Below are 20,900 nucleotides of genomic sequence, written 5' to 3' on the forward strand. Positions count from 1 at the left end.
TTTGATAAAGGAGATCATTCTGAACTTGTTTCAGAATCTCATAACACTTCTAGCAAATCAATAGATTGAAACCTTGAAATATATTCAGGGGTGACTAGACAGCTATTATTACAAAAAATTGAAAATGCCTATAAGTATTTTAGGAAGCTCCAAAAACTTCTGCCTTTTATATAACTAAGGTTGAATTCATTAGTATAAGCCTCCCTTTCAAAAGATATATTTCGATAGGCTAAAAATTTATTTTTATACTGAAAAAATCTGATGCCAAATTCTACCATGTACCATACATAGAAAAATACGATAAGCATTTCTGCCTGCTGTTTTAAATGGACCTTTTCATGATTAAGTAAAACAGGATCATTTTTAAAACTTTTATTTTTCAAAATAACAAATGGCCAAAGGCTAATGCCTTTAAAACCTTTAGCTAAAAGAAATTTGTTTACCAGAACAATCATTGGCGAAAGTTAAGAATTTGTATTTTTGTGTAATGAATAATTTTTCAAAAAAGATCCCTTTAGAAGAAGGTGATTTCTATATAACACCAGAAGGCTACAGGTGTTTTACAGAGCAATACCATTTAAAAAGAGGATATTGCTGTGAGAGTGGTTGTAGGCATTGCCCGTATGGTTATAGCAAAAAGACAAATTCTATATAACTTCAAAGTGTTTTCATCAATTAAAGTCATCATAAACTATCAATCTAAAATATCGCATACATGAATTTTAAAGATCTTATCCTTCAGGGAATCCCTTCAAATTTACCAGTTAAAAGAGATTATGATCCATCTGTTAATCATGCACCTAGAAGAAAAGAGATTTTAAATGCGGAGGAAAAAATCCTAGCGCTAAGAAATGCTTTAAGATATTTTGAACCAAAACATCATCCTACCTTAATAAAAGAATTTAAAGAGGAACTTGAAATATACGGTAGGATCTATATGTATAGATTTAAACCGACTTACGATATTTATGCAAGACCGGTAGAGGAATATCCAGGGCCTTGTTTACAAGCCAGAGCTATTATGTTGATGATCCAAAATAATCTTGATCCAAAAGTTGCTCAACATCCTGAAGAGTTGATAACCTATGGCGGAAATGGTGCCGTATTCCAGAACTGGGCGCAGTATTTATTAGTCATGAAATACCTGGCGCAAATGGAGGATGATCAAACTTTGGTTATTTATTCCGGGCATCCTATGGGACTATTCCCATCCAACAAGAATGCTCCACGTGTGGTGGTTACTAATGGAATGATGACCCCTAATTACTCTCAACCAGATCACTGGGAGAAATTTAATGCACTGGGAGTAACCCAATATGGCCAAATGACCGCAGGAAGCTATATGTATATTGGGCCTCAAGGCATTGTTCATGGAACTACGATCACCGTTTTAAATGCAGGAAGGAAAATAGCAAAGAACAAGGAAGATCTAGCAGGTAAACTTTTTATCACTTCTGGCTTAGGAGGAATGAGTGGCGCACAGCCAAAAGCTGGAAATATCGCTGGCTGCATCACTGTTTGTGCTGAAATAAACCCGAAAGCGGTAACTACTCGTCATTCTCAAGGATGGGTAGATGAAGTTTGTACAGACCTAAACGAATTAACCAAAAGAGTAAGTCTTGCCAAGAAAAACAAAGAAGTTGTTTCCATCGCCTATCAAGGGAACATCGTAGATGTGTGGGAGCATTTTGAAAAAGAAAATTTGTTTGTAGATCTTGGTAGTGATCAAACCTCATTACATAATCCCTGGGCTGGAGGTTATTATCCGGTTGGTATGAGTCTGGAAGAATCAAATAATATGATGGCCAATGATCCTGAAAAATTTAAAATCAAAGTTCAGGAAAGTTTGTGCCGACAGACCACGGCAATAAATAAGCATACCCAGAAAGGAACTTATTTCTTTGATTATGGAAATGCCTTCCTATTAGAGGCATCCCGGGCAGGTGCTAATATTTATAAGAATGAAGATGGAGCGTTTGTAGATTCTACTGCTTTTAAAGCCTCAGATCTGGAAAGTGCAGCTTTTGCCTATCCTTCTTATGTGCAAGACATTATGGGACCAATGTGTTTTGATTATGGATTTGGACCATTTAGATGGGTTTGCGCCTCTGGCTTACAGGAAGATCTAGACAAAACAGATGAAATTGCCACAGGAGTATTAGAAAAATTAAAACAGGAAGCTCCAGAAGAGATCCAATCACAATTATCTGATAATATAAAATGGATCAAGAATGCAAAATCTAATAATTTGGTCGTTGGTTCTAAAGCCAGAATTCTTTACGCCGATGCTATTGGAAGAACAGAAATTGCGCAAGCCTTTAATAATGCTATTGCAGAAAATAAAATAGGTACTGTAATTTTAGGACGAGATCATCACGATGTTTCAGGAACCGACTCCCCTTTTAGAGAAACCTCTAATATTTATGATGGCTCCAGATTCACGGCAGATATGGCAATCCAAAATGTAATAGGAGATAGCTTTAGAGGAGCTACTTGGGTAAGTATTCATAATGGTGGTGGCGTTGGTTGGGGAGAAGTTATCAATGGGGGATTCGGTATGGTTCTTGATGGTACTAAGAAAGCGGAAAACCGCTTAAAATCTATGCTCTTTTGGGATGTTAATAATGGGTTAGCAAGACGTTCTTGGGCACGAAATAAAGAGGCGATTTTCTCAATAAAACGTGCAATGGTCCAAGAACCTAAACTTAAGATCACCATCCCAAACCTTGTAGATGACGCGTTGTTTTCAAAATAAAGACCACAAACCATTTAAAACTTGATTTATGAAATTATTTAAAATTACAGCCGTGCTATTATTTTTAGCTGTTGGCATTACTTCATGCAGCACAGTTAAAGTAGCATCAGATTACGATCAGAAAGTAGATTTTAGCCAGTACAAAAGTTTCGCTTTTTTTAAACCCGGGATAGACAAAGCTGATATCTCAGATTTAGATAAAAAAAGGATCTTACGAGCAATAGAAGAAGAAATGACAGCTAAGGGCTTTACAAAATCTGAAGAACCAGATCTATTGGTTAGTATTTTTACTAAAACTAAAGAGAATATCAATATCTATCAAAATAATAGATATGGATATGGTTATGGTTGGGGATGGAACCCTTGGTATTGGGGAGCAGGACAAAATACTGTTAACACTACCAGCGAAGGAACACTATATATAGATCTAATAGATTCTAATGGTAAGGAATTAGTTTGGCAAGGAATGGGTACCGCCGCACTTGCTAAAGAAGTAAATAAAAAACAAGAACGTATTAGTGAGATCGTAGAGAAAATATTTGAAAAATATCCTCCAGGTCAAACAAAATAAAATAACTAAAGCCTCCAAATTGGAGGCTTTTTTTTGCTTTCAATTATTGAGAAATAAGCAAACTCTGTATATTTGGTTTCGTATTTTGTATCTTTATAAGCACATTTAATGAGTTACCCACTATGTCAGAAAAAATTGAATCTAATGAGATTTTAGATAGGCTTCCTGCGCATCTAAAGCAATTTATTAAACCACAGGATTATAGCGAATATAGCGCTATAAATCAAGCGGTTTGGAGATATGTAATGCGTAAGAATGTAGAATATTTAAGTAAGGTAGCACATAAATCATATTTAGAAGGTTTAAAGCAAACTGGTATTTCCATAGATCATATTCCTAACATGTACGGAATGAATAGGATTCTACAAGAAATAGGTTGGGCAGCAGTTGCGGTAGATGGATTTATCCCGCCAGCAGCATTTATGGAGTTTCAAGCCTATAATGTATTGGTAATCGCTAGTGATATTAGACAAATAGATCATATAGAATATACCCCCGCACCAGATATTATACACGAAGGAGCAGGACACGCTCCAATTATAGCTAATCCAGAGTACGCAGAATATTTACGCCGATTTGGTGAGATAGGTTGTAAAGCGATCTCTAATGCCCAAGATTATGAGATGTATGAAGCGATTAGACATCTATCTATCATTAAAGAAGCGGAAGATACTCCAGAAAATGAAATTAAAGCTGCAGAAGATAAAGTAGAATATTTACAGAATAATATGGGAGAGCCAAGTGAAATGGCTCAAATTCGAAATCTTCACTGGTGGACAGTAGAATACGGACTTATAGGTACTGTAGAGGAACCTAAAATCTACGGGGCAGGATTACTCTCTTCTATAGGTGAAAGCGCTTGGTGCATGACAGATAAAGTTAAGAAAAAACCATATTCTATTGAAGCTGCCAAACAAGAGTTTGATATTACAAAACCACAGCCGCAATTATATGTAACACCAGATTTTGCTCACCTAAGTAGTGTGTTAGAAGAATTCGCAAATTCTATGGCATTAAGACGTGGAGGCTTAGAAGGTATAAACAAATTAATTAATTCTAAAATCTTAGGAACTATAGAATTAAGTACTGGTTTACAAATTTCAGGAGATTTCACTAAAGTAATAGAAGCAGACAATAAACCTGTATATTTTCAAACAACAGGTAAAACAGCATTATCTTATAGAGGGAAAGAACTCGTAGGTCACGGGGTACTTCATCATCCTGAAGGATTTGGATCCCCGATCGGGCAACTAACCGGAATAAATCTCGCGATAGAAGATATGAGTCCTCGCGATCTGAAAGCCTACGATATTTATGAAGAAAAGAAAATCTCTTTTGAATTTGAAGGAAATATTAATGTAAGAGGAACCATTGTAACTGGAACCAGAAATCTACAAGGGAAAATAATTCTTATTAGACTTAAAGATTGTACCGTGACGCATGCTGAAGAAATCTTGTTTAAGCCAGAATGGGGACATTATGATATGGCTATAGGGAAAACTGTGATCTCGGCATTTGCAGGACCCGCAGATCCTTTATCTTTTGACTTAATAACCCACAAACCTTCAAGCACCACAATTAAAAGTAAAAAGAATCAAGAGAAATTAGAACTGGAATCTCTGTATGAAGCAGTAAGAAATAGCAGAGAAGGTAATGATACTAAATATTCACTTCAGGCGGCTTTTGATCTGGTTCAAAAACACCATCCTAATGATTGGCTTCTATCAATCGAGATTTATGAATTGATATTTAATAAAGATTTGAGATTGGCTAAGGAGGTCAAAAAACATCTTGATCATTTAAAGATAGACAGGCCAGATGTGGCTCATCTAATAGATGGAGGCTTAGATTTAATCGAAAATAATTTAGTCTTAGGTCAAGCTTAAAAATATTCTTATAAAAATCCCTTAATCTACTTTAATTGATTCTAAGTGATTTTTATAGTTTCAAAGATTCCATCGCATCGGAACTTTCAATTTCGTTTCCATTATATTCCAATTTCCACCCCATTGTATTGGTAAGTATATATATTTTTTGAAGCTCGCTTATCAATCTATTTTCAGCATTGGACTTTAGAGTAGACTTTTCTATTTTCGTCCTTAAAGACTTCTCTATTCTCTTCTTAATATTGTTATAATCCTCTGCTTCAAACTGATTTAGATAATCCTGAGTTACATCGTAATATTGAATATTGGGATTAATAGAGATCTCTTCCTCTGGTATAAAAGTGATGGTCACTGTTTTGGTATCAGGATCAATTTCAGTTTTAAGCTTACTTAGATCATAAGCAACACTCACATCAGCATTTACAATGATCAATGCCTTTTTTCTAGCAGAAAGAACATCTAAATAAAACTTTTTAGAATCTTTGTAAGAAAATACTTGAGCAAAATTCCCCTCCGTAACAACCAATTTACCAACATTCTTGATCTGTTTCTCAATTAAACTTGTACTTTCAATTAGCTGGTCTCTATCCTTCTGCTTATCGTCGAAATATTGATAAGCAATAAAGCCAATGATAACCAAAACAACTAAAAGTAAAACCTTTCTCATGTCCAAAACTTTGACGCAAGATACAAATATGTTTAGATGCTAATTGAAATAAAAGGAGCCGAAAAGACATAAAAAAACTAATGGACGGCCCCACCCGTCCATTAGCTGATAATTCTAAAATCTACCCCAACAAATTTTAGAAACTTAGTTTAAAAATCATATCAAAAGACACAAAGTGAAGTTTAATATTGGTTTTAAAACTTAATTAAAAGTACACAAAAAAATTAATATTTTAATAAATTAACATAAAATTTTCTTGTTAAAATTTTATGAATCAAGGTTTTACGTTTTAACTTATCATCAAGTTATTAACAATTAGATATGGAATTAAAAAAAAATAAGCCAACGAAAATTCAGTAACTAAGAATTAAATCATAAAGAAGTATTTTAAAATCTAAACGTTGGGATTTTATTTTTAAGACTGAGGATCTTTTTATCCAGATCTTCTAAAAATAATTGATGCTTTTCTGAATTTTTATTGAATGCTTTATGAGCCAAACCTTTATGAATTATTTCAATAGATTTAAATAATTCCAAGGCCATTTTATCCATCCAAACTTCAGTAAAATGGGCCCATATATGGTCAATAGCAAGAGAACTAGGATGTAGCATATCATCGGCATAAAATCTATAATCTCTTAATTCATCCAACATGATTTCATATGCAGGAAAATAAAAACAACCACTTGAATTCTTATGTTTTTGAGCCGCTAAAAATTGATGAATACTTGTAATTAAATGAGCTTTGCTCTGTTGATTCTCAACGAATCCATCCTTAAGATGTCGAACAGGAGAGACGGTAAAGATTATTTGTATGTCAGGATTTATTGTTAATAAACATTGCAAAGTACTGTTAATAACATCCTTAATTTCTTTAACATTTAGAATCTCTTTATTAAAGTTTTTCTGACTTAATTTGTGACAGTTGGCTACAGAATGACCCGATTTTAGTTCTTTATAATGCCAAGAAGTTCCAAAAGTAAATACGATATGAGTAGCAGTTTCTAAAAATACGCGAGTATGTTGTAAGGTTCCATTTAAGTTGAATAATAACTCCTCCTTGTTTGAAGCATTCATACAAGAATGCGCATCAAAACAATGCCATTGCTCATTATGAAAAAAAATGTCCTTTTCTTCATAAACATAAGCCTCTGCTACTTTTTTAATAAAATTACCGATCGCTTCTGGGTGATAAAAAATTCCAAGTGGGTTTCTAAGATTTTGAAATTGATAGTAATCCAACTTCTCCCCTATATTTTCTACAAAACAAGAACCTAATAATAAGATCTTAGAAGTATGATCTATTTTAGGTTCTTGTTGTGTTATGGGTACAGACGTCCTGAATTTCATTTTTCTTGTATCTCTGTTCCTATATAGTAAAGGCTGTTTATTATTCTAAAAAGCTCTTAGCTTTATTTAAAGCCTCAGCAATTCCTTGTGGATTTTTTCCTCCTGCAGTTGCAAAGAAGGCTTGGCCACCACCTCCACCTTGGATATATTTCCCTAATTCTCTTACTACTTTTCCAGCGTCTAAATCATTTTGTTTTACCAATTCCTTCGAGATATAGCAAGACAGCAAAGCCTTACCATCATTTTCTGCTGCCAATAATAAAAATAGGTTATCATTATTTTCACCTAGCTGGAAAGCAAGGTCTTTTATTCCACCAGCATCTAGAGCTACTTTTTTAGCTAAAAAGGATATCCCATTTATTTCTGTTAATTCTTTCTGTAATTCCCCTTTAAGATCTTTTGCTTTTTCTCTTAATAAAGCATCCAATTGCTTCTTCAAATTCACATTCTCTTCCTGAATATTCTGAATTGCTTTTAATGGATTTTTAGTATTCTTAAGCTCCGCTGCTATATCATTTAAAATAGCAGTTTGCTCTGCGAAAAATGATTTCACAGCATCTCCGGTAATCGCCTCAATTCTTCTAATCCCGGCTGCAACAGCCCCTTCAGAAGTGATCTTGAAATACCAGATATCTGCAGTATTATTAACGTGAGTACCACCACAAAGTTCCATAGAACTTCCAAATTTTATGGCTCTCACAGAATCCCCATATTTTTCTCCAAACAGGGCTATTGCTCCTTGATCTATAGCTTCATTATAAGTTAGATCACGTTGCTCATTCAATTTAATTTGCTCATGAATTCTTGCATTCACAAAGTTCTCTACCTTACTTAACTCGTCTGATGAAAGTTTGCTGAAATGAGAAAAATCAAACCTTAAATGACCCTCATTCACCATAGAACCTTTCTGCTCTACATGAGTACCAAGCACGTGTCTTAAAGCTTGATGAAGTAAATGGGTAGCAGTATGATTAGCTTCAGTTCTTCTTCTTTTAGTAACATCTACCTTAGCGGTTAAAGAACCATCTAGATCTTTAGGTAAGGTTTTGGTGAAATGTATAATTAAGTTATTCTCTTTTTTAGTATCAACAACCTCGATCTGTTCGTTATCCTGACTTACAAGAAATCCTTTATCCCCTACTTGCCCTCCTCCTTCCGGATAGAACGGAGTTTTATTTAAGACTATTTGATATAACTGGCCATCTTTCTTACTATCAACTTTTCTAAATCTAGTGATCTCTACAGATGATTCTACCACATCGTAGCCTACAAATGGAATAGCATCTTCCTTTCCGCGAACTGTCCAATCTCCAGCAACAACAACAGAAGCAGCTCTAGATCTATCTTTTTGCTGTTTTAATTCAGCATTAAATTCATTTTCATCTAGATCATATCCACGTTCTCTTAATATAAGTGCAGTAAGATCTATTGGAAAACCAAACGTATCAAAAAGTTCGAATGCTTTTTTTCCTGAAACTACTTTCCCTTCAGTCTCATCGATAATCTTTTCAAGCAAAACAAGACCTTGGTCCAAGGTTCTCAAAAAAGACTGTTCCTCTTCTCTAATTACATTTTCAATTAAAGATTTCTGAGATCTAAGCTCTGGAAATGATTCCCCCATTTGATCGCTTAAAGTAGCTACCAATTTATAGATAAAAGGCTCTTTAGTATCTAAGAAAGTAAATCCATATCTAATCGCTCTTCTTAAAATACGTCTTATTACGTAACCAGCTCCGGTATTACTTGGCAATTGTCCATCTGCAATAGAAAATGCAACTGCGCGAACATGATCTGCAATTACTCTAATGGCAATATCAGTTTTTTCTGAATTCCCATAATGAGATTCGGTTACTTTTTCTATAGTTGCTATTAAAGGAGTAAAAACATCTGTATCGTAATTAGATTTTTTATCCTGAAGCACCATACACAAACGTTCGAAACCCATTCCTGTATCTACATGTTGTGCTGGTAATTTCTCTAAAGATCCATCTGCTTTACGGTTAAATTCCATAAATACAAGATTCCATATTTCCACCACCTGAGGGTGATCTGCATTTACAAGATCTCTTCCTGGAACGGCTGCTTTCTCTTCTTCGCTTCTTAGATCAACGTGAATTTCAGAACATGGTCCGCAAGGGCCTTGATCTCCCATTTCCCAGAAATTATCTTTTTTATTTCCGTAAATAATTCTCTCTTCAGGGACAATCTCTTTCCAAAGATCATAAGCTTCTTGATCTAATCCCAGGTTATCATTATCTGAAGATCCTTCAAAAACCGAAACATACAATAGATCTTTTTTAACTTTAAAAACTTCTGTTAAAAGCTCCCAAGCCCAATGTATAGCTTCAGTCTTAAAATAATCTCCAAAGCTCCAATTCCCTAACATCTCGAACATTGTATGATGGTAAGTATCCATCCCAACTTCTTCCAAATCATTATGTTTCCCACTAACGCGAAGACATTTTTGAGTATCTGTAACTCTATTATATTTTGGCACGGTATTTCCTAGAAAATATTCCTTAAATTGGTTCATTCCTGCGTTGGTAAACATCAAGGTTGGATCGTCCTTAATGACCATTGGAGCAGAAGCTACAATTTCATGGGATTTAGATTGAAAAAATTCGAGGTATTTAGAACGTATCTCTTGAGATTTCATATGCTGAAAAAAGTCAAATAATTAATTAATTGGAGGGTGAGCAAACAATTTTTATATTTGTTCGTTACTCATTACCCACTGCATGATTTTTGCATGATTATGTATTCGCAAAAATAGCATAATTTTAATATATGTCGAAGGTTAAATATTATTACGATAGTGACACACTTTCATATAAAAAAATAGAACATAAAAGTGGAAGGAAATTCGGTATTGCCCTTATAGGCGTTGCCGGTGCTTTTCTTGCTGGTTTTATTTTATTAGTGATCTATATTAACATTCCTCAAATTGAGACTCCCAAGGAAATGGCTCTGAAACGAGAGTTGCAAAATATGCAATTACAATACAATATTGTTAACAAGAAGATGGATCAAATAGAAAATGTCTTGGCCAATGTTGAAGATAGGGATAATAATATTTATAGATTGTATTTTGAATCTAATCCTATTCCAGAGGAACAACGCAAAGCTGGATTTGGAGGGATCAATCGTTATAAAAATTTAGAAGGATACGAAAACTCTAAATTGATCACAGAAACCAACCGTAGAATGGATATTCTTTCCAAACAAATTGTGGTACAATCTAAATCTTTAGATGAAATTGCAGTACTTGCTGAGGAAAAAGAAAAATTACTTGCTGCCATTCCAGCTATACAACCTGTGAAAAATGAAAATCTAAAGCGAATTGCTTCTGGTTATGGATGGAGAAGTGATCCCTTTACTAAGGTGAAAAAATTTCATTACGGTATGGACTTTAGCGCGCCAAGAGGCACGCCTGTTTACGCAACAGGAGATGGACGAGTAGAGCGAGCAGATAATAGATCTACCGGTTATGGAAACCATATAAGAATAGATCACGGATATGGCTACACTAGTCTTTATGGACATTTATTTAAATATAATGTGCGTCAGGGTCAAAAGGTGAAACGTGGTGATGTCATAGGATTTGTAGGAAGCACAGGACGTTCCGAAGCTCCACATTTACACTATGAGATCTTTATGAATGAAGATCGTATAAATCCTATTAACTTTTACTACGGAAATCTTTCTCCTGAAGAATTCGATCAGGTACTTATTAAAGCGCAACAAGAAAATCAATCTCTGGATTAATGCATATAGACTTACCGGAAAAAAGATATTATGCTATTGGCGAAGTTGCTGAAGCTTTTGGAGTTAATACCTCGCTTATTAGATTTTGGGAAAAAGAGTTCGATGCTCTAAAACCAAAAAAAAATGCGAAGGGAAATAGATTATTCACCCCGCAGGATATCAAAAATCTTGAACTTATTTATCATCTTGTAAAAGAACGTGGTTTTACATTAGAAGGAGCAAAAATCCATTTAAAGGAAGAAAAGAAGAAAACTCTTAGTAACTTTGAAATTATAAGAAAACTACAGATCATAAAATCTGAATTAACAAAAATCAAAAACCAACTTTAACATGAAAAAATGGCTTATCCCGACAATTGCAATTATTGTCTTAGGTATTATAATTTACAGTACAACTGTAGGATTTAACAACACAGCAATTGTAAAGCAGGAAGATGCTAGAGAATCTTGGTCCAATGTAGAAAGTTCGTATCAACGAAGAAATGACCTTATTGGAAATTTAGTTAAAACCGTACAAGGCGCAGCAGATTTTGAAAGAGGAACACTTACAGATGTTATTGAGGCAAGATCCAAAGCTACAGGAGTAACTATAGATCCAACTAACATCACTCCAGAGCAAATGGCTCAATTCCAACAAGCACAAAGCGGAGTTTCTTCAGCTTTATCAAGACTTTTAGTAACAGTAGAACGTTACCCAGAGCTTAAAGCCAATCAGAACTTCCTTCAGTTACAATCGCAATTGGAAGGAACAGAGAATAGAATTAATGTTGCCAGAGATCGCTACAACGCTTCTGTTACTGAATTCAATAAGTATATTAGACAATTCCCAAATAGTGTTTTTGCAGGTTGGTTTGGTTTTGACCAGATGGTGAGATATGAAGCCGATGCAGGTTCAGAAGATGCTCCAGATGTAGATTTCGACTTTAAATAGAATTTTAAGATGAGCAAAGTAGAAGAATTTTTGACCAAGCAAGAAGAAGAGGAAATTGTAGAGGCGATACGAAAGGCAGAAAAAGCTACTTCCGGAGAGATCCGTGTACATATAGAAAAAACCCATGGAGCTGCAGATATATTTGAACGCTCCATGGAAGTTTTTCATCTTCTAAAAATGGATAATACCAAAGAGGAGAATGGAGTCCTTATTTATGTAGCTGTTGAAGATCGCGATTTCGTGATCTATGGCGATAGCGGCATTAATAAAGTTGTTCCAACAGATTTTTGGGAAAGTACTAAAGACGCGATTGTAGCTCAATTTAAATCTGGTAATTTCAAACAAGGACTAATTGACGGGATCTTAAAGGCCGGAAAAGAATTACAAACACATTTTCCTTGGAGCGAGAATAATATTAATGAACTTCCCAATACAATATCTAAAGGATAAATGCTGAATTCTAAATTTTCATTTCTTATAACTCTTTTATTTTTACTGTCATTTTCAGTTGATGCTGTCGCTCAATTGGATGTTCCTCCAAAACCTAAAAAAGAGACCAGTGTTTACGACTCTGCAGACATGTTATCTCCTTCTGAAGAACAAATGTTGGAGCAGAAACTAATTAGTTATGCAGATACCACTTCAACTCAAATTGTTATTGCCACTATAGAATCCTTAAATGGAGAATATATTGGCTTATATGCTCCAAAATGGGCACAAGAATGGGGAATTGGACAAGCAAAAGAGGATAATGGATTATTGATATTGCTCTCTAAAGTAGATCGGAAAATCTGGATCACCACTGGTTATGGTTTGGAAGAATATTTAACCGATTTCACCACAAAAGATATAATAGAAAATATCATTTTACCTGAGTTTAAAAATGGTTCTTTTTATGGAGGATTAGACCAAGGAACTACGGCTATATTTCAAGTTTTAGATGGTAGTTTTGAAGGTTCTCCAGTACGAACTAATAAATCCACGGGGATACCGATCAATTTTATCATAATGGGGATCTTCTTCATTATTTTCCTTATTTCCTTAGCTAAAAAGAATAGAAATAATAAAGGTGGACCAGGAAGCAAAAGCGGAATGGGAAGCACTTTATTAGATGCTATTATCTTAAGCAGTCTTGGAAGAGGTGGTTTTGGTGGTGGTGGTGGTAGTTCTGGTGGCGGAAGCTTTGGCGGTGGAGGCGGCTTTGGTGGAGGCTTCGGCGGTGGCGGCTTTGGTGGTGGTGGTGCCGGTGGAAGCTGGTAATCACAGTTAGCAGTTAGCAGTTAGCATTTAGCATTTAGCATTTAGCATTTAGCATTTAGCATTTAGCATTTAGCAAAAATAAAAACCATCCTAATATAAAGAAAAGATCACAAAATTATAAATACAAAAAATCCCAAAAGAATAAATTCTCTTGGGATTTTTTGTTAATGATTGTTTTAGAAAATTATTTCTTTCTAAAATATACAGATACTGGTACACCTTTAAAGTCGTACTCTTCTCTTAATTTATTTTCTAAATAACGCTTGTATGGTTCTCTCACATATTGTGGCAGGTTACAGAAAAATGCAAACTGAGGCTGTGGAGTTGGTAATTGCATACAGAACTTGATCTTCACATATTTTCCTTTCCATGCCGGTGGAGGATAGCTTTCTATAATTGGCAACATGCGCTCATTAAGCTCGCTAGTTTTAATTTTCTTACTTCTGTTTTTAAATACCTCAACAGCAGTTTCTATAGCTTTAAAGATCCTTTGCTTGGTTAAAACCGATATAAAAACAATTGGCACATCTGTAAAAGGCTCCATTTCGCTTCTAATTTTGCGCTCGTAATCCTTCATGGTGTTGGTTTCTTTATCTTCAACCAAATCCCATTTATTAACCAAGATCACAATCCCTTTTCTGTTACGTTGTGCAAGCCAAAAAATATTTTGTACTTGACCATCAAAACCTCTGGTTGCATCTAAAACAATAAGACACACATCACAGTTCTCTATAGCTCTAACAGATCTCATTACAGAATAAAATTCTAGATCTTCTTTTACTTTAGATTTTCTTCTAATTCCGGCAGTATCTACCAAATTAAATTCGAAGCCGTATCTATTATATTTTGTATCTATAGAATCTCTCGTAGTTCCAGCAACATCTGTAACTATATATCTTTCCTCCCCGATCAATGCATTTATAAAAGAAGATTTACCTGCATTTGGTCTTCCAACCACAGCAAAACGTGGCAATTCAGATTCTTCCTCAGCTTCCACTTCTGGCAATACCTCGATTAAAGCATCTAATAATTCTCCTGTACCACTTCCACTTGTACTAGCTATTGGATAGAATTCTCCTAATCCTAAATTGTAAAATTCAACAGCATTTTCCAGCCTTTTAGAATTGTCTACTTTATTTACAGCTAATAAAACTGGCTTATCTTGTCTTCTCAACAAATTAGCAACATCCTCATCCATCCCAGTGATTCCAGACTCTACATCTACCATAAAAATGATAGCATCTGCTTCTTCTATAGCAAGTATTACCTGCTTATCGATCTCAGATTCAAAAACATCATCACTACCTTTAACGTATCCACCGGTATCAATAAGTGAAAATACTTGACCATTCCAGTCGGATTTTCCATAATGACGGTCTCGGGTTACCCCACTTACCGAATCTACAATAGCCTCACGGCGTTGAATTAATCGGTTAAAAAAAGTGGATTTACCTACGTTTGGTCTTCCCACAATGGCTACTATATTGCCCATATCGACTTTAATCTTTAATTAGGCTGCAAAATTAGGGCTTTTTAGTTGAATAATAAGGTAGAAAATAGGCTTCTGTTTAAGAAAGCAAAAAAGCATTTTAAACTGCTATTTTAAATTAAAAATATATGGATGAAATCGAATTAATTTTCACTGATTCAATCGTTTAAAGAATCTAAAAAATTCACAAGTAATTCTTTTCCTTCTTCCCATGTTTCGAATTCTTCAGCTTGGCAAATATGTTGCTTTTTCCCGATATTAATTAATGGAATCCCTAATTGATCTGCCCATTTTTCAGCCACATTTAGCTCACACCATTCATCATTTTCACTGGACACCATAAGACCGGGAATGGATAATTTAATTTTTGGCATAGGAACAAATCCTGTACACTCTTTTGGGAAATCTTCACGTTCTATATCTGGAAGAGCTACCATAAAAGCAGCTTTAACTCCATTTAATTTACTTAGATTATCTGCGTGAATTATGCTACCGCAACCAAGACTATGGGAAATTAAAACAATAGGTTTCTCGCTATATTTCTTTATATAAGATTCCAAATTTTTAACCCAAGCATCTCTATCTGGAGCTTCCCAATCTTTCTGAAGAACTCTTTTAATTTCAGGAAACAGCTCTTCCCAGTGAGTATGCCAATGGTTTTCTCCAGAATCCCCTATTCCTGGAACATGGAGGAACTGGTATTTTTCACTATAAAACCTTAAAGCATTATCTAACCTCATTCAGAAAATGTTGGAATTAATTTTAGAATTATTAATAAAGCACTCTAAATTTAATAGTGTGTTCTATCTTCTTCAATTCTTTAACCACTTCGGTATTATATGCCTTATCTATATCTGTAATGACATATCCAATGGTCTCATTGGTTTTAAGATATTGTCCAACAATATTAATATCATGAGCTGCAAGTATCTTATTGATCTTGGCGATGATCCCTGGTCTATTTAAATGAATATGGATTAATCTGTGAGCATTCTCTAAAATAGGTAATTGCAGATTTGGGAAGTTTACAGAGTTTGTAGTTCCCCCTGTATTTATATAGTCTATTATTTTTCCTGGAACGAAATTCCCGATATTCACTTGTGCTTCTTCTGTACTTCCTCCAATATGCGGAGTTAAGATCACATTCGGTAAATTTCTTAAAGGTGACTGGAAAGTGTCATTATTAGTTTTTGGCTCTTCTGGAAATACATCTATTCCTGCACCTCTTACTTTTCCAGATTCTATATTTTGCTGAAGAGCTTCGATCTCTACCACATGACCTCTACTTAAATTAAGAAAGATCACTCCCTTTTTCATCTGCTTAAATTGCTTTTCAGAAATTAGATCCTTATTCTCTTTTCTTCCATCTACATGTAGACTTACAATATCAGAATTCTTCAACAATTCCTCTAAACTATTACATTTTGTTGCATTTCCTAAAGCTAATTTTTCAACCAGATCGTAATAATAAACATCAAAACCAATTGCTTCAGCAAGAATAGAAAGTTGAGAGCCAATATTTCCATAACCCACGATCCCAAGTTTCTTTCCTCGAATTTCAAAACTATTACTTGCAGATTTATCCCAGTTACCATCATGCATTTTAGATATTTTGTCTGGAAGATTTCGCATTAATAGAATAATTTCTCCTATTGCCAATTCTACTACAGATCTTGTATTGCTATAAGGTGCATTAAATACGGCTACGCCCTTTTTAAGACATTCCTCAAGGTCTATTTGATTGGTTCCAATACAAAAAGCTCCAACTGCGATCAATCTATTCGCATTGTCTAACACTTTCTTAGTAAGCTGAGTTTTAGAACGAATTCCTAAAACCGAAACATCCTTTATCTTTTCAGATAATTCCTCTTCATCCATCGCGCCGGTATAAATGGAAACATTATAACCTTCGTTCTTTAGCATTTTGAGAGCATCTGGATGAATATTCTCTAAAAGCATCACTTTAATTCTGTTCTTCGGATAAGAAATTGCTTTATTCATTTTATGCATATATAAGAATTCATCCAAGCTAGGTGTAATATGATCTGCTTTTTGTAAAACGCTATCTCGTTCTACATTTTCTGTAAAGGCATAGAATTTATTTGCTAGACCTGCTGCTTTAATTTCATAATCTGTATAGCCATCGCCAATTACATACACATCTCCTTGAAGATCCATAGATTTTAGCTGCTCAACCTTGCCATTATTAGAAGAAAGCACATTATCCTTATTAAAACTTATAATGTTATCTGCTTCATCAAAAACAAAATCGTTTGCAAAAACGTGATCTGCTTTAAGCCCTAATTCCTGAACTATGGGGATTATAAATTCTTTGAAACCATTAGAAATAATATAAATATCTTCCTTATTTTCTATAAAAAAAGCTTCATTCCTTACAAAAGAAGTTGAAATTCTGGTTTTTAAAGTATCAATTAATGGCTGCAGATGTTCTTTTTTAGCATTTAATAATTTTAAACGCTGAACCAAAGATTCTCTAAAAGACAATCCTCCTTCCATGCCGCGATCTGTAAGTGATTTTAATTCTTCTAGCTTTTCTGATTTATTTTTATCTCCATTTAAAGAGATCTCCCCTAAAATATCCAAAGCCTCCACTTGCGTGAACGTACTATCAAAATCTATTACATAATTTCTTTTATTCTCCATAAACCGCGATTTCTAAAATTTATTTTAGCCAGCATAAAACTACAGTTTTTCAAGGTAAAATATAGAATGTAACTATAAAAAGTATGTTGTAAAATCCCTAAAAAATCTCTTGAGATGAGACTTTATGAATCCAATAAATTAAGGGCATTTTCTTTCCGAATTTAATATTTAAGTTGAATAAAAATTAGATTTTAGCAACAGCACTCCTAATCACTTTATAAGTTTAAAAGTCTTTATAGTCGAAGATTTAGATTTTTTTTGAAATAATGATAGTTAAATTTCCATTATAGAATCCTTTCAAAAACCTTAAGTCAAAAATTCTTCTTAATTTTAGTAAACTAATTTTCTTAGTAAAATACTACCCTAAATAATCAAATTGAAATTTGACTAGCTCTTTTATGTAAGCTAAACATATTATCATTTTCAATTTTACCTATTATTCATAATTAACCAAAAATCTACAGATTATGAGAAAGATTATTACTAGACTAATTATTTTATTTTGTTCTTACTTCTCGTTTGGTCAGACCATAACAGGAAAAGTAACCGATATTAATGGCACTTTACTTCCTGGAGTTTCCATTCTAGTTGTTGAAACAAACAAGGGTACCACTACAAATTTTAATGGAGAGTATTCTATTACGGCACAAGAGGGTAATACCCTAAAATTCACGTTTATTGGAATGCGTACTCAAAATGTAACCGTTACCAATGATGCCACTTTGGATATTGTATTAATAGATGATATTGAGCAATTAAATGAAGCGGTGGTAACTGCATTTGGTATTAAAAAAGAAAAGCGCTCTGTTGGATATGCAGTCCAAGAAATAGGCAACGAAGAATTAAATAGAAATAACAATACAGATGTTCTAGGTGGACTCCAAGGAAAAGTAGCCGGTGTAAATATAAATGCCAGTAGTGGTGCTGCTGGCGCGGGATCTAGTATTGTAATTAGAGGAATTACCTCTCTTAATCCAAATGCCAATAACCAGCCACTATTTGTTGTAGATGGAATTCCTATTAGTAATGAGGCTCCTACGGGTAGTCTTTTGCCAAGCACAGGTTCCAATTCCCCTTCCAGTTCAGAGCAGTTTTCCTTTACAAATAGGGGCGCAGATATAAATCCAAATGATATTGAGAGCGTTTCTATTCTTAAGGGACCTGCTGCGACCGCTTTATATGGTTTAAGAGCTGCCAATGGCGTCGTTCTTATAACTACTAAAAAAGGAAAAAGTGGAGAAACAAAATATAATTTTAAAACTTCTCTTGGATTTAATGAAGTAAGTGTAGTTCCTGAAATACAAAAGAAATGGAGAGAAGGAATAAGCGGTGGGATCGTTTCTACACCTAATGACAATGCTCCAGATGGATATGATTATGAAGATGGTCGTACTTTCGGATTTTGGACTTTAGGTCCTGAATATGCTGAAGGAGAACCTATTTATGATAATTTCCGCGATTTTTTTAGAACCGGTCTTACTTTTAATAATTCCTTTAGCGCAAGCGGTGGTGGCGAAAGTTATACCTATTTTGGATCTATCTCTAGACTTGATGATAAAGGAATTGTTCCTAATACAGATTTTGATAGAACTTCATTAAAACTTTCAGGGTCTATAAATGTGACCAATAAATTTACGATAGAACCTTCTATATCTTATATTAAATCTGAAGGTAGATTACCTAATGGTGGTGATAAATCTATTATGAGCTCCTTATCTTATTGGACTCCTACTTTTGATGTGAATGATTATTTGCTGCCTAATGGGAACGAAAAAAATTACACCGCCGGAGTTGCAGATAATCCAAGATATTTTGCAGAAGTAAGTTATTTAGATAGCCAAGTAAACCGAATATTGGCAAATACCCAATTTAAATATGAATTTACAGACTGGGCAAGTGTTCAGTACCAAATAGGTATAGATAATTACCATGATAGCAGACGTAGATTCGTTCCGCCAGATATAGATCCGGGTTCTGCAACCCAAGGATTTATTGTAAAAGAAGGCCTAAATTATAATGAATGGACCTCCAATTTATTTGTAACGCTTTCTCATGAATTCAATGAGGACTTTTCTGGAAGCTTACTGGTAGGTAATCAAATTTCGGATATTGAAACCCGAAGACTTACTAATCGTGCAGAAGGTTTAAGCCCAGAAAATTTAGGCTCTTTTGATCAAGCTACAAACTTTTTTATCGATGAAGGCGGAACGGAAAGAAAGATAGTTGGTTTATTTGGAGATCTTAGATTAGACTATAAAAACACCTTGTATTTAAATATTACAGGAAGAAATGATTGGTCTTCTACCCTACCAAAGCAAAATCGAAGTTTCTTCTATCCTTCATTTAATCTTAGTTATGTACTATCACAAACTCTTAGAGACGCGGAAAGCTTGCCAAATTTTATGACCTATGCAAAGCTTAGAGCATCTTATGCTGAAGTAGGAAAAGATGCACCTGCTTTTGTAGGTATTTATTACGATAATCCTACTAATTTCCCATTTGGCACCGTAGACGGATTTTCCCGAGATAGTCAGGGAGCATCTAATAAATTAAAACCCGAAAGAACATCAGCCCTAGAGTTTGGAGCTGAATTCAAGTTTTTTGAAAGCAGATTAGGATTCGATCTTACTTACTATATTCAAAAAAGTAAAGATCAAATATTACCCGTGCCGGTTGCACAGAGTTCCGGATTTGACACCTTTGTTCTAAATGCTGGTGAAATAGAAAATAAGGGTTTTGAAGCATTAGTGAATATAGTTCCTATAAAAACAGACAATTTTAATTGGGACATCACCTTGAACTTTTCCACAGTAGATGCAGAAGTTCTTTCGTTACCAGAAGGTATAGACGAAATAATTTTTGCTGACAGTGGTTTTCCGGGGATAGTGTCTAGACTAGAAGTAGGTGGCGCTCCAGGAGACCTTTTTGGATATATATGGGAACGAGATGCTAATGGAAACCGGATAATTCAAGAAGATGGCTTTCCTCGCGTCCTTGCTAATAGTCCTTCAGATAGGGTAAAAGTGGGAAATGCACTTCCAGACTGGATTGGAAGCATTGGAAGCTCAATTAAATATAAAGGATTAGCCTTATCATTCTTATTAGAAAGAAAAGAAGGAGGAGATCTATATGATTCTGGTCAACGTAATGGTATAAGAAATGGAAATTTAAAGATCACTGAATTTAGAGATCAAGAAGTTATTTTAGAGGGAGTTTTAGAAGATGGGTCTCCAAATAATATTCCAGTGGTAATCACAGAAGATTATTACCGAAGTTCTGCTATCTACAATAGAGCTTCAGAAATTTTAGTTCAGGATGCATCCTGGTGGAGGTTAAGAAATGTGACCTTGTCTTACGATCTCTCCAAAAAAATATTAGATCGCAGTTTCATAAACAGAGCCACCCTTAGCTTTACAGGAACAAATTTATGGATAGATACCCCATTTAGGGGCTATGATCCAGAGGGAAGTCAATTTAGTGCTGGCACAAATGCCTACGGATTCACCGGGTTAAATATTCCAAACACACGCAATTATTTATTTGGTATTAATTTAAATTTTTAG

The 20,900-nt window shown here is 34.5% G+C and carries 17 protein-coding genes; 10 read left to right on the forward strand and 7 right to left on the reverse strand.

The features are described from left to right. Nucleotides 1-128: 128 nt before the first annotated feature. Nucleotides 129-455, reverse strand: a complete 327-nt coding sequence (locus tag BC962_RS09240) for a hypothetical protein (protein ID WP_121345705.1) — start codon at nucleotides 453-455, stop codon at nucleotides 129-131. A 32-nt stretch (nucleotides 456-487) separates the two neighbouring features. Here BC962_RS09240 and BC962_RS16355 point away from each other — a divergent pair, with 32 nt between their 5' ends. The 4 genes from BC962_RS16355 (at nucleotide 488) to BC962_RS09255 (ending at nucleotide 5,212) form a co-directional block, all read left to right on the forward strand. After that, nucleotides 488-655: a DUF5522 domain-containing protein gene (locus BC962_RS16355; protein WP_183075480.1), complete on the forward strand. Its 168-nt coding sequence runs from the start codon at nucleotides 488-490 to the stop codon at nucleotides 653-655. Between the two features lie 60 nt (nucleotides 656-715). Further along, nucleotides 716-2,755: a urocanate hydratase gene (locus BC962_RS09245; protein ID WP_121345706.1), complete on the forward strand. Its 2,040-nt coding sequence runs from the start codon at nucleotides 716-718 to the stop codon at nucleotides 2,753-2,755. A gap of 28 nt (nucleotides 2,756-2,783) precedes the next feature. Then, nucleotides 2,784-3,326: a DUF4136 domain-containing protein gene (locus tag BC962_RS09250; protein ID WP_121345707.1), complete on the forward strand. Its 543-nt coding sequence runs from the start codon at nucleotides 2,784-2,786 to the stop codon at nucleotides 3,324-3,326. 122 nt (nucleotides 3,327-3,448) lie between these two features. After that, the gene (locus BC962_RS09255; RefSeq protein WP_121345709.1) at nucleotides 3,449-5,212 is read left to right on the forward strand and encodes an aromatic amino acid hydroxylase; all 1,764 of its coding nucleotides are present in this window, start codon (nucleotides 3,449-3,451) and stop codon (nucleotides 5,210-5,212) included. Nucleotides 5,213-5,264: 52 nt separating this feature from the next. Here the strand turns inward: BC962_RS09255 and BC962_RS09260 are convergent, their stop codons facing one another. The 3 genes from BC962_RS09260 to alaS all read right to left on the reverse strand — a co-directional run bounded on the left by BC962_RS09260 (nucleotide 5,265) and on the right by alaS (nucleotide 9,885). Beyond that, on the reverse strand, nucleotides 5,265-5,879 hold the full coding sequence (locus BC962_RS09260) for a DUF4230 domain-containing protein (protein WP_121345710.1): 615 nt from the start codon (nucleotides 5,877-5,879) through the stop codon (nucleotides 5,265-5,267). A gap of 387 nt (nucleotides 5,880-6,266) precedes the next feature. Further along, nucleotides 6,267-7,229, reverse strand: coding sequence for a GSCFA domain-containing protein (locus tag BC962_RS09265; protein ID WP_121345711.1), 963 nt, complete (start codon nucleotides 7,227-7,229; stop codon nucleotides 6,267-6,269). Between the two features lie 40 nt (nucleotides 7,230-7,269). Then, complete coding sequence (alaS, locus tag BC962_RS09270; RefSeq protein WP_121345712.1) at nucleotides 7,270-9,885, reverse strand: alanine--tRNA ligase; 2,616 nt, start codon at nucleotides 9,883-9,885, stop codon at nucleotides 7,270-7,272. A 131-nt stretch (nucleotides 9,886-10,016) separates the two neighbouring features. Here alaS and BC962_RS09275 point away from each other — a divergent pair, with 131 nt between their 5' ends. From BC962_RS09275 to BC962_RS09295, 5 genes are read left to right on the forward strand one after another with little or no spacing between them, the layout of a single operon-like run. Then, entirely contained in the window at nucleotides 10,017-10,994 is a 978-nt protein-coding gene (locus BC962_RS09275) for a M23 family metallopeptidase (RefSeq protein WP_121345713.1), read from the forward strand. Next, a complete protein-coding gene (locus BC962_RS09280) occupies nucleotides 10,994-11,323 on the forward strand; it encodes a MerR family transcriptional regulator (RefSeq protein ID WP_121345715.1) in 330 nt (109 codons plus the stop codon). Before BC962_RS09275 ends, BC962_RS09280 begins: the two co-directional genes overlap by 1 nt. Nucleotide 11,324: 1 nt before the next feature. After that, nucleotides 11,325-11,924: a LemA family protein gene (locus BC962_RS09285; protein ID WP_121345716.1), complete on the forward strand. Its 600-nt coding sequence runs from the start codon at nucleotides 11,325-11,327 to the stop codon at nucleotides 11,922-11,924. Nucleotides 11,925-11,933: 9 nt separating this feature from the next. After that, entirely contained in the window at nucleotides 11,934-12,374 is a 441-nt protein-coding gene (locus BC962_RS09290; RefSeq protein ID WP_121345717.1) for a TPM domain-containing protein, read from the forward strand. Beyond that, nucleotides 12,375-13,184, forward strand: coding sequence for a TPM domain-containing protein (locus BC962_RS09295; RefSeq protein WP_121345718.1), 810 nt, complete (start codon nucleotides 12,375-12,377; stop codon nucleotides 13,182-13,184). A 184-nt stretch (nucleotides 13,185-13,368) separates the two neighbouring features. Here the strand turns inward: BC962_RS09295 and der are convergent, their stop codons facing one another. The 3 genes from der to serA form a co-directional block, all read right to left on the reverse strand. Beyond that, nucleotides 13,369-14,676 (reverse strand): ribosome biogenesis GTPase Der, encoded by a 1,308-nt coding sequence (gene der / locus BC962_RS09300; RefSeq protein ID WP_121345719.1) that lies wholly within the window; start codon nucleotides 14,674-14,676, stop codon nucleotides 13,369-13,371. A gap of 155 nt (nucleotides 14,677-14,831) precedes the next feature. Further along, nucleotides 14,832-15,413 (reverse strand): RBBP9/YdeN family alpha/beta hydrolase, encoded by a 582-nt coding sequence (locus BC962_RS09305; RefSeq protein WP_121345721.1) that lies wholly within the window; start codon nucleotides 15,411-15,413, stop codon nucleotides 14,832-14,834. Between the two features lie 31 nt (nucleotides 15,414-15,444). Next, nucleotides 15,445-17,337 carry a phosphoglycerate dehydrogenase gene (serA, locus tag BC962_RS09310; protein WP_121345722.1) on the reverse strand — a complete coding sequence of 631 codons (1,893 nt, stop codon included), beginning with the start codon at nucleotides 17,335-17,337 and terminating at the stop codon, nucleotides 15,445-15,447. A 467-nt stretch (nucleotides 17,338-17,804) separates the two neighbouring features. On the opposite strand from serA, the gene BC962_RS09315 reads away from it, so the two are divergent. Further along, entirely contained in the window at nucleotides 17,805-20,900 is a 3,096-nt protein-coding gene (locus tag BC962_RS09315; protein WP_121345723.1) for a SusC/RagA family TonB-linked outer membrane protein, read from the forward strand.

Origin of the sequence: Gillisia mitskevichiae (assembly GCF_003634585.1) — a bacterium.
Taxonomy (GTDB): Bacteria; Bacteroidota; Bacteroidia; order Flavobacteriales; family Flavobacteriaceae; genus Gillisia; species Gillisia mitskevichiae.

Excerpts from the sequence above, each read along its gene's own strand:
- BC962_RS09250 (WP_121345707.1), top strand. The coding sequence starts at position 2,784 with ATGAAATTATTTAAAATTACAGCCGTGCTATTATTTTTAGCTGTTGGC.
- BC962_RS09290 (WP_121345717.1), top strand. The coding sequence starts at position 11,934 with ATGAGCAAAGTAGAAGAATTTTTGACCAAGCAAGAAGAAGAGGAAATT.
- BC962_RS09260 (WP_121345710.1), bottom strand. The coding sequence starts at position 5,879 with ATGAGAAAGGTTTTACTTTTAGTTGTTTTGGTTATCATTGGCTTTATT.
- BC962_RS09285 (WP_121345716.1), top strand. The coding sequence starts at position 11,325 with ATGAAAAAATGGCTTATCCCGACAATTGCAATTATTGTCTTAGGTATT.
- BC962_RS09315 (WP_121345723.1), top strand. The coding sequence starts at position 17,805 with ATGAGAAAGATTATTACTAGACTAATTATTTTATTTTGTTCTTACTTC.
- BC962_RS09240 (WP_121345705.1), bottom strand. The coding sequence starts at position 455 with ATGATTGTTCTGGTAAACAAATTTCTTTTAGCTAAAGGTTTTAAAGGC.
- BC962_RS09280 (WP_121345715.1), top strand. The coding sequence starts at position 10,994 with ATGCATATAGACTTACCGGAAAAAAGATATTATGCTATTGGCGAAGTT.
- alaS (WP_121345712.1), bottom strand. The coding sequence starts at position 9,885 with ATGAAATCTCAAGAGATACGTTCTAAATACCTCGAATTTTTTCAATCT.
- serA (WP_121345722.1), bottom strand. The coding sequence starts at position 17,337 with ATGGAGAATAAAAGAAATTATGTAATAGATTTTGATAGTACGTTCACG.
- BC962_RS09245 (WP_121345706.1), top strand. The coding sequence starts at position 716 with ATGAATTTTAAAGATCTTATCCTTCAGGGAATCCCTTCAAATTTACCA.
- BC962_RS09275 (WP_121345713.1), top strand. The coding sequence starts at position 10,017 with ATGTCGAAGGTTAAATATTATTACGATAGTGACACACTTTCATATAAA.
- BC962_RS09305 (WP_121345721.1), bottom strand. The coding sequence starts at position 15,413 with ATGAGGTTAGATAATGCTTTAAGGTTTTATAGTGAAAAATACCAGTTC.
- BC962_RS09265 (WP_121345711.1), bottom strand. The coding sequence starts at position 7,229 with ATGAAATTCAGGACGTCTGTACCCATAACACAACAAGAACCTAAAATA.
- BC962_RS09255 (WP_121345709.1), top strand. The coding sequence starts at position 3,449 with ATGTCAGAAAAAATTGAATCTAATGAGATTTTAGATAGGCTTCCTGCG.
- BC962_RS09295 (WP_121345718.1), top strand. The coding sequence starts at position 12,375 with ATGCTGAATTCTAAATTTTCATTTCTTATAACTCTTTTATTTTTACTG.
- der (WP_121345719.1), bottom strand. The coding sequence starts at position 14,676 with ATGGGCAATATAGTAGCCATTGTGGGAAGACCAAACGTAGGTAAATCC.
- BC962_RS16355 (WP_183075480.1), top strand. The coding sequence starts at position 488 with ATGAATAATTTTTCAAAAAAGATCCCTTTAGAAGAAGGTGATTTCTAT.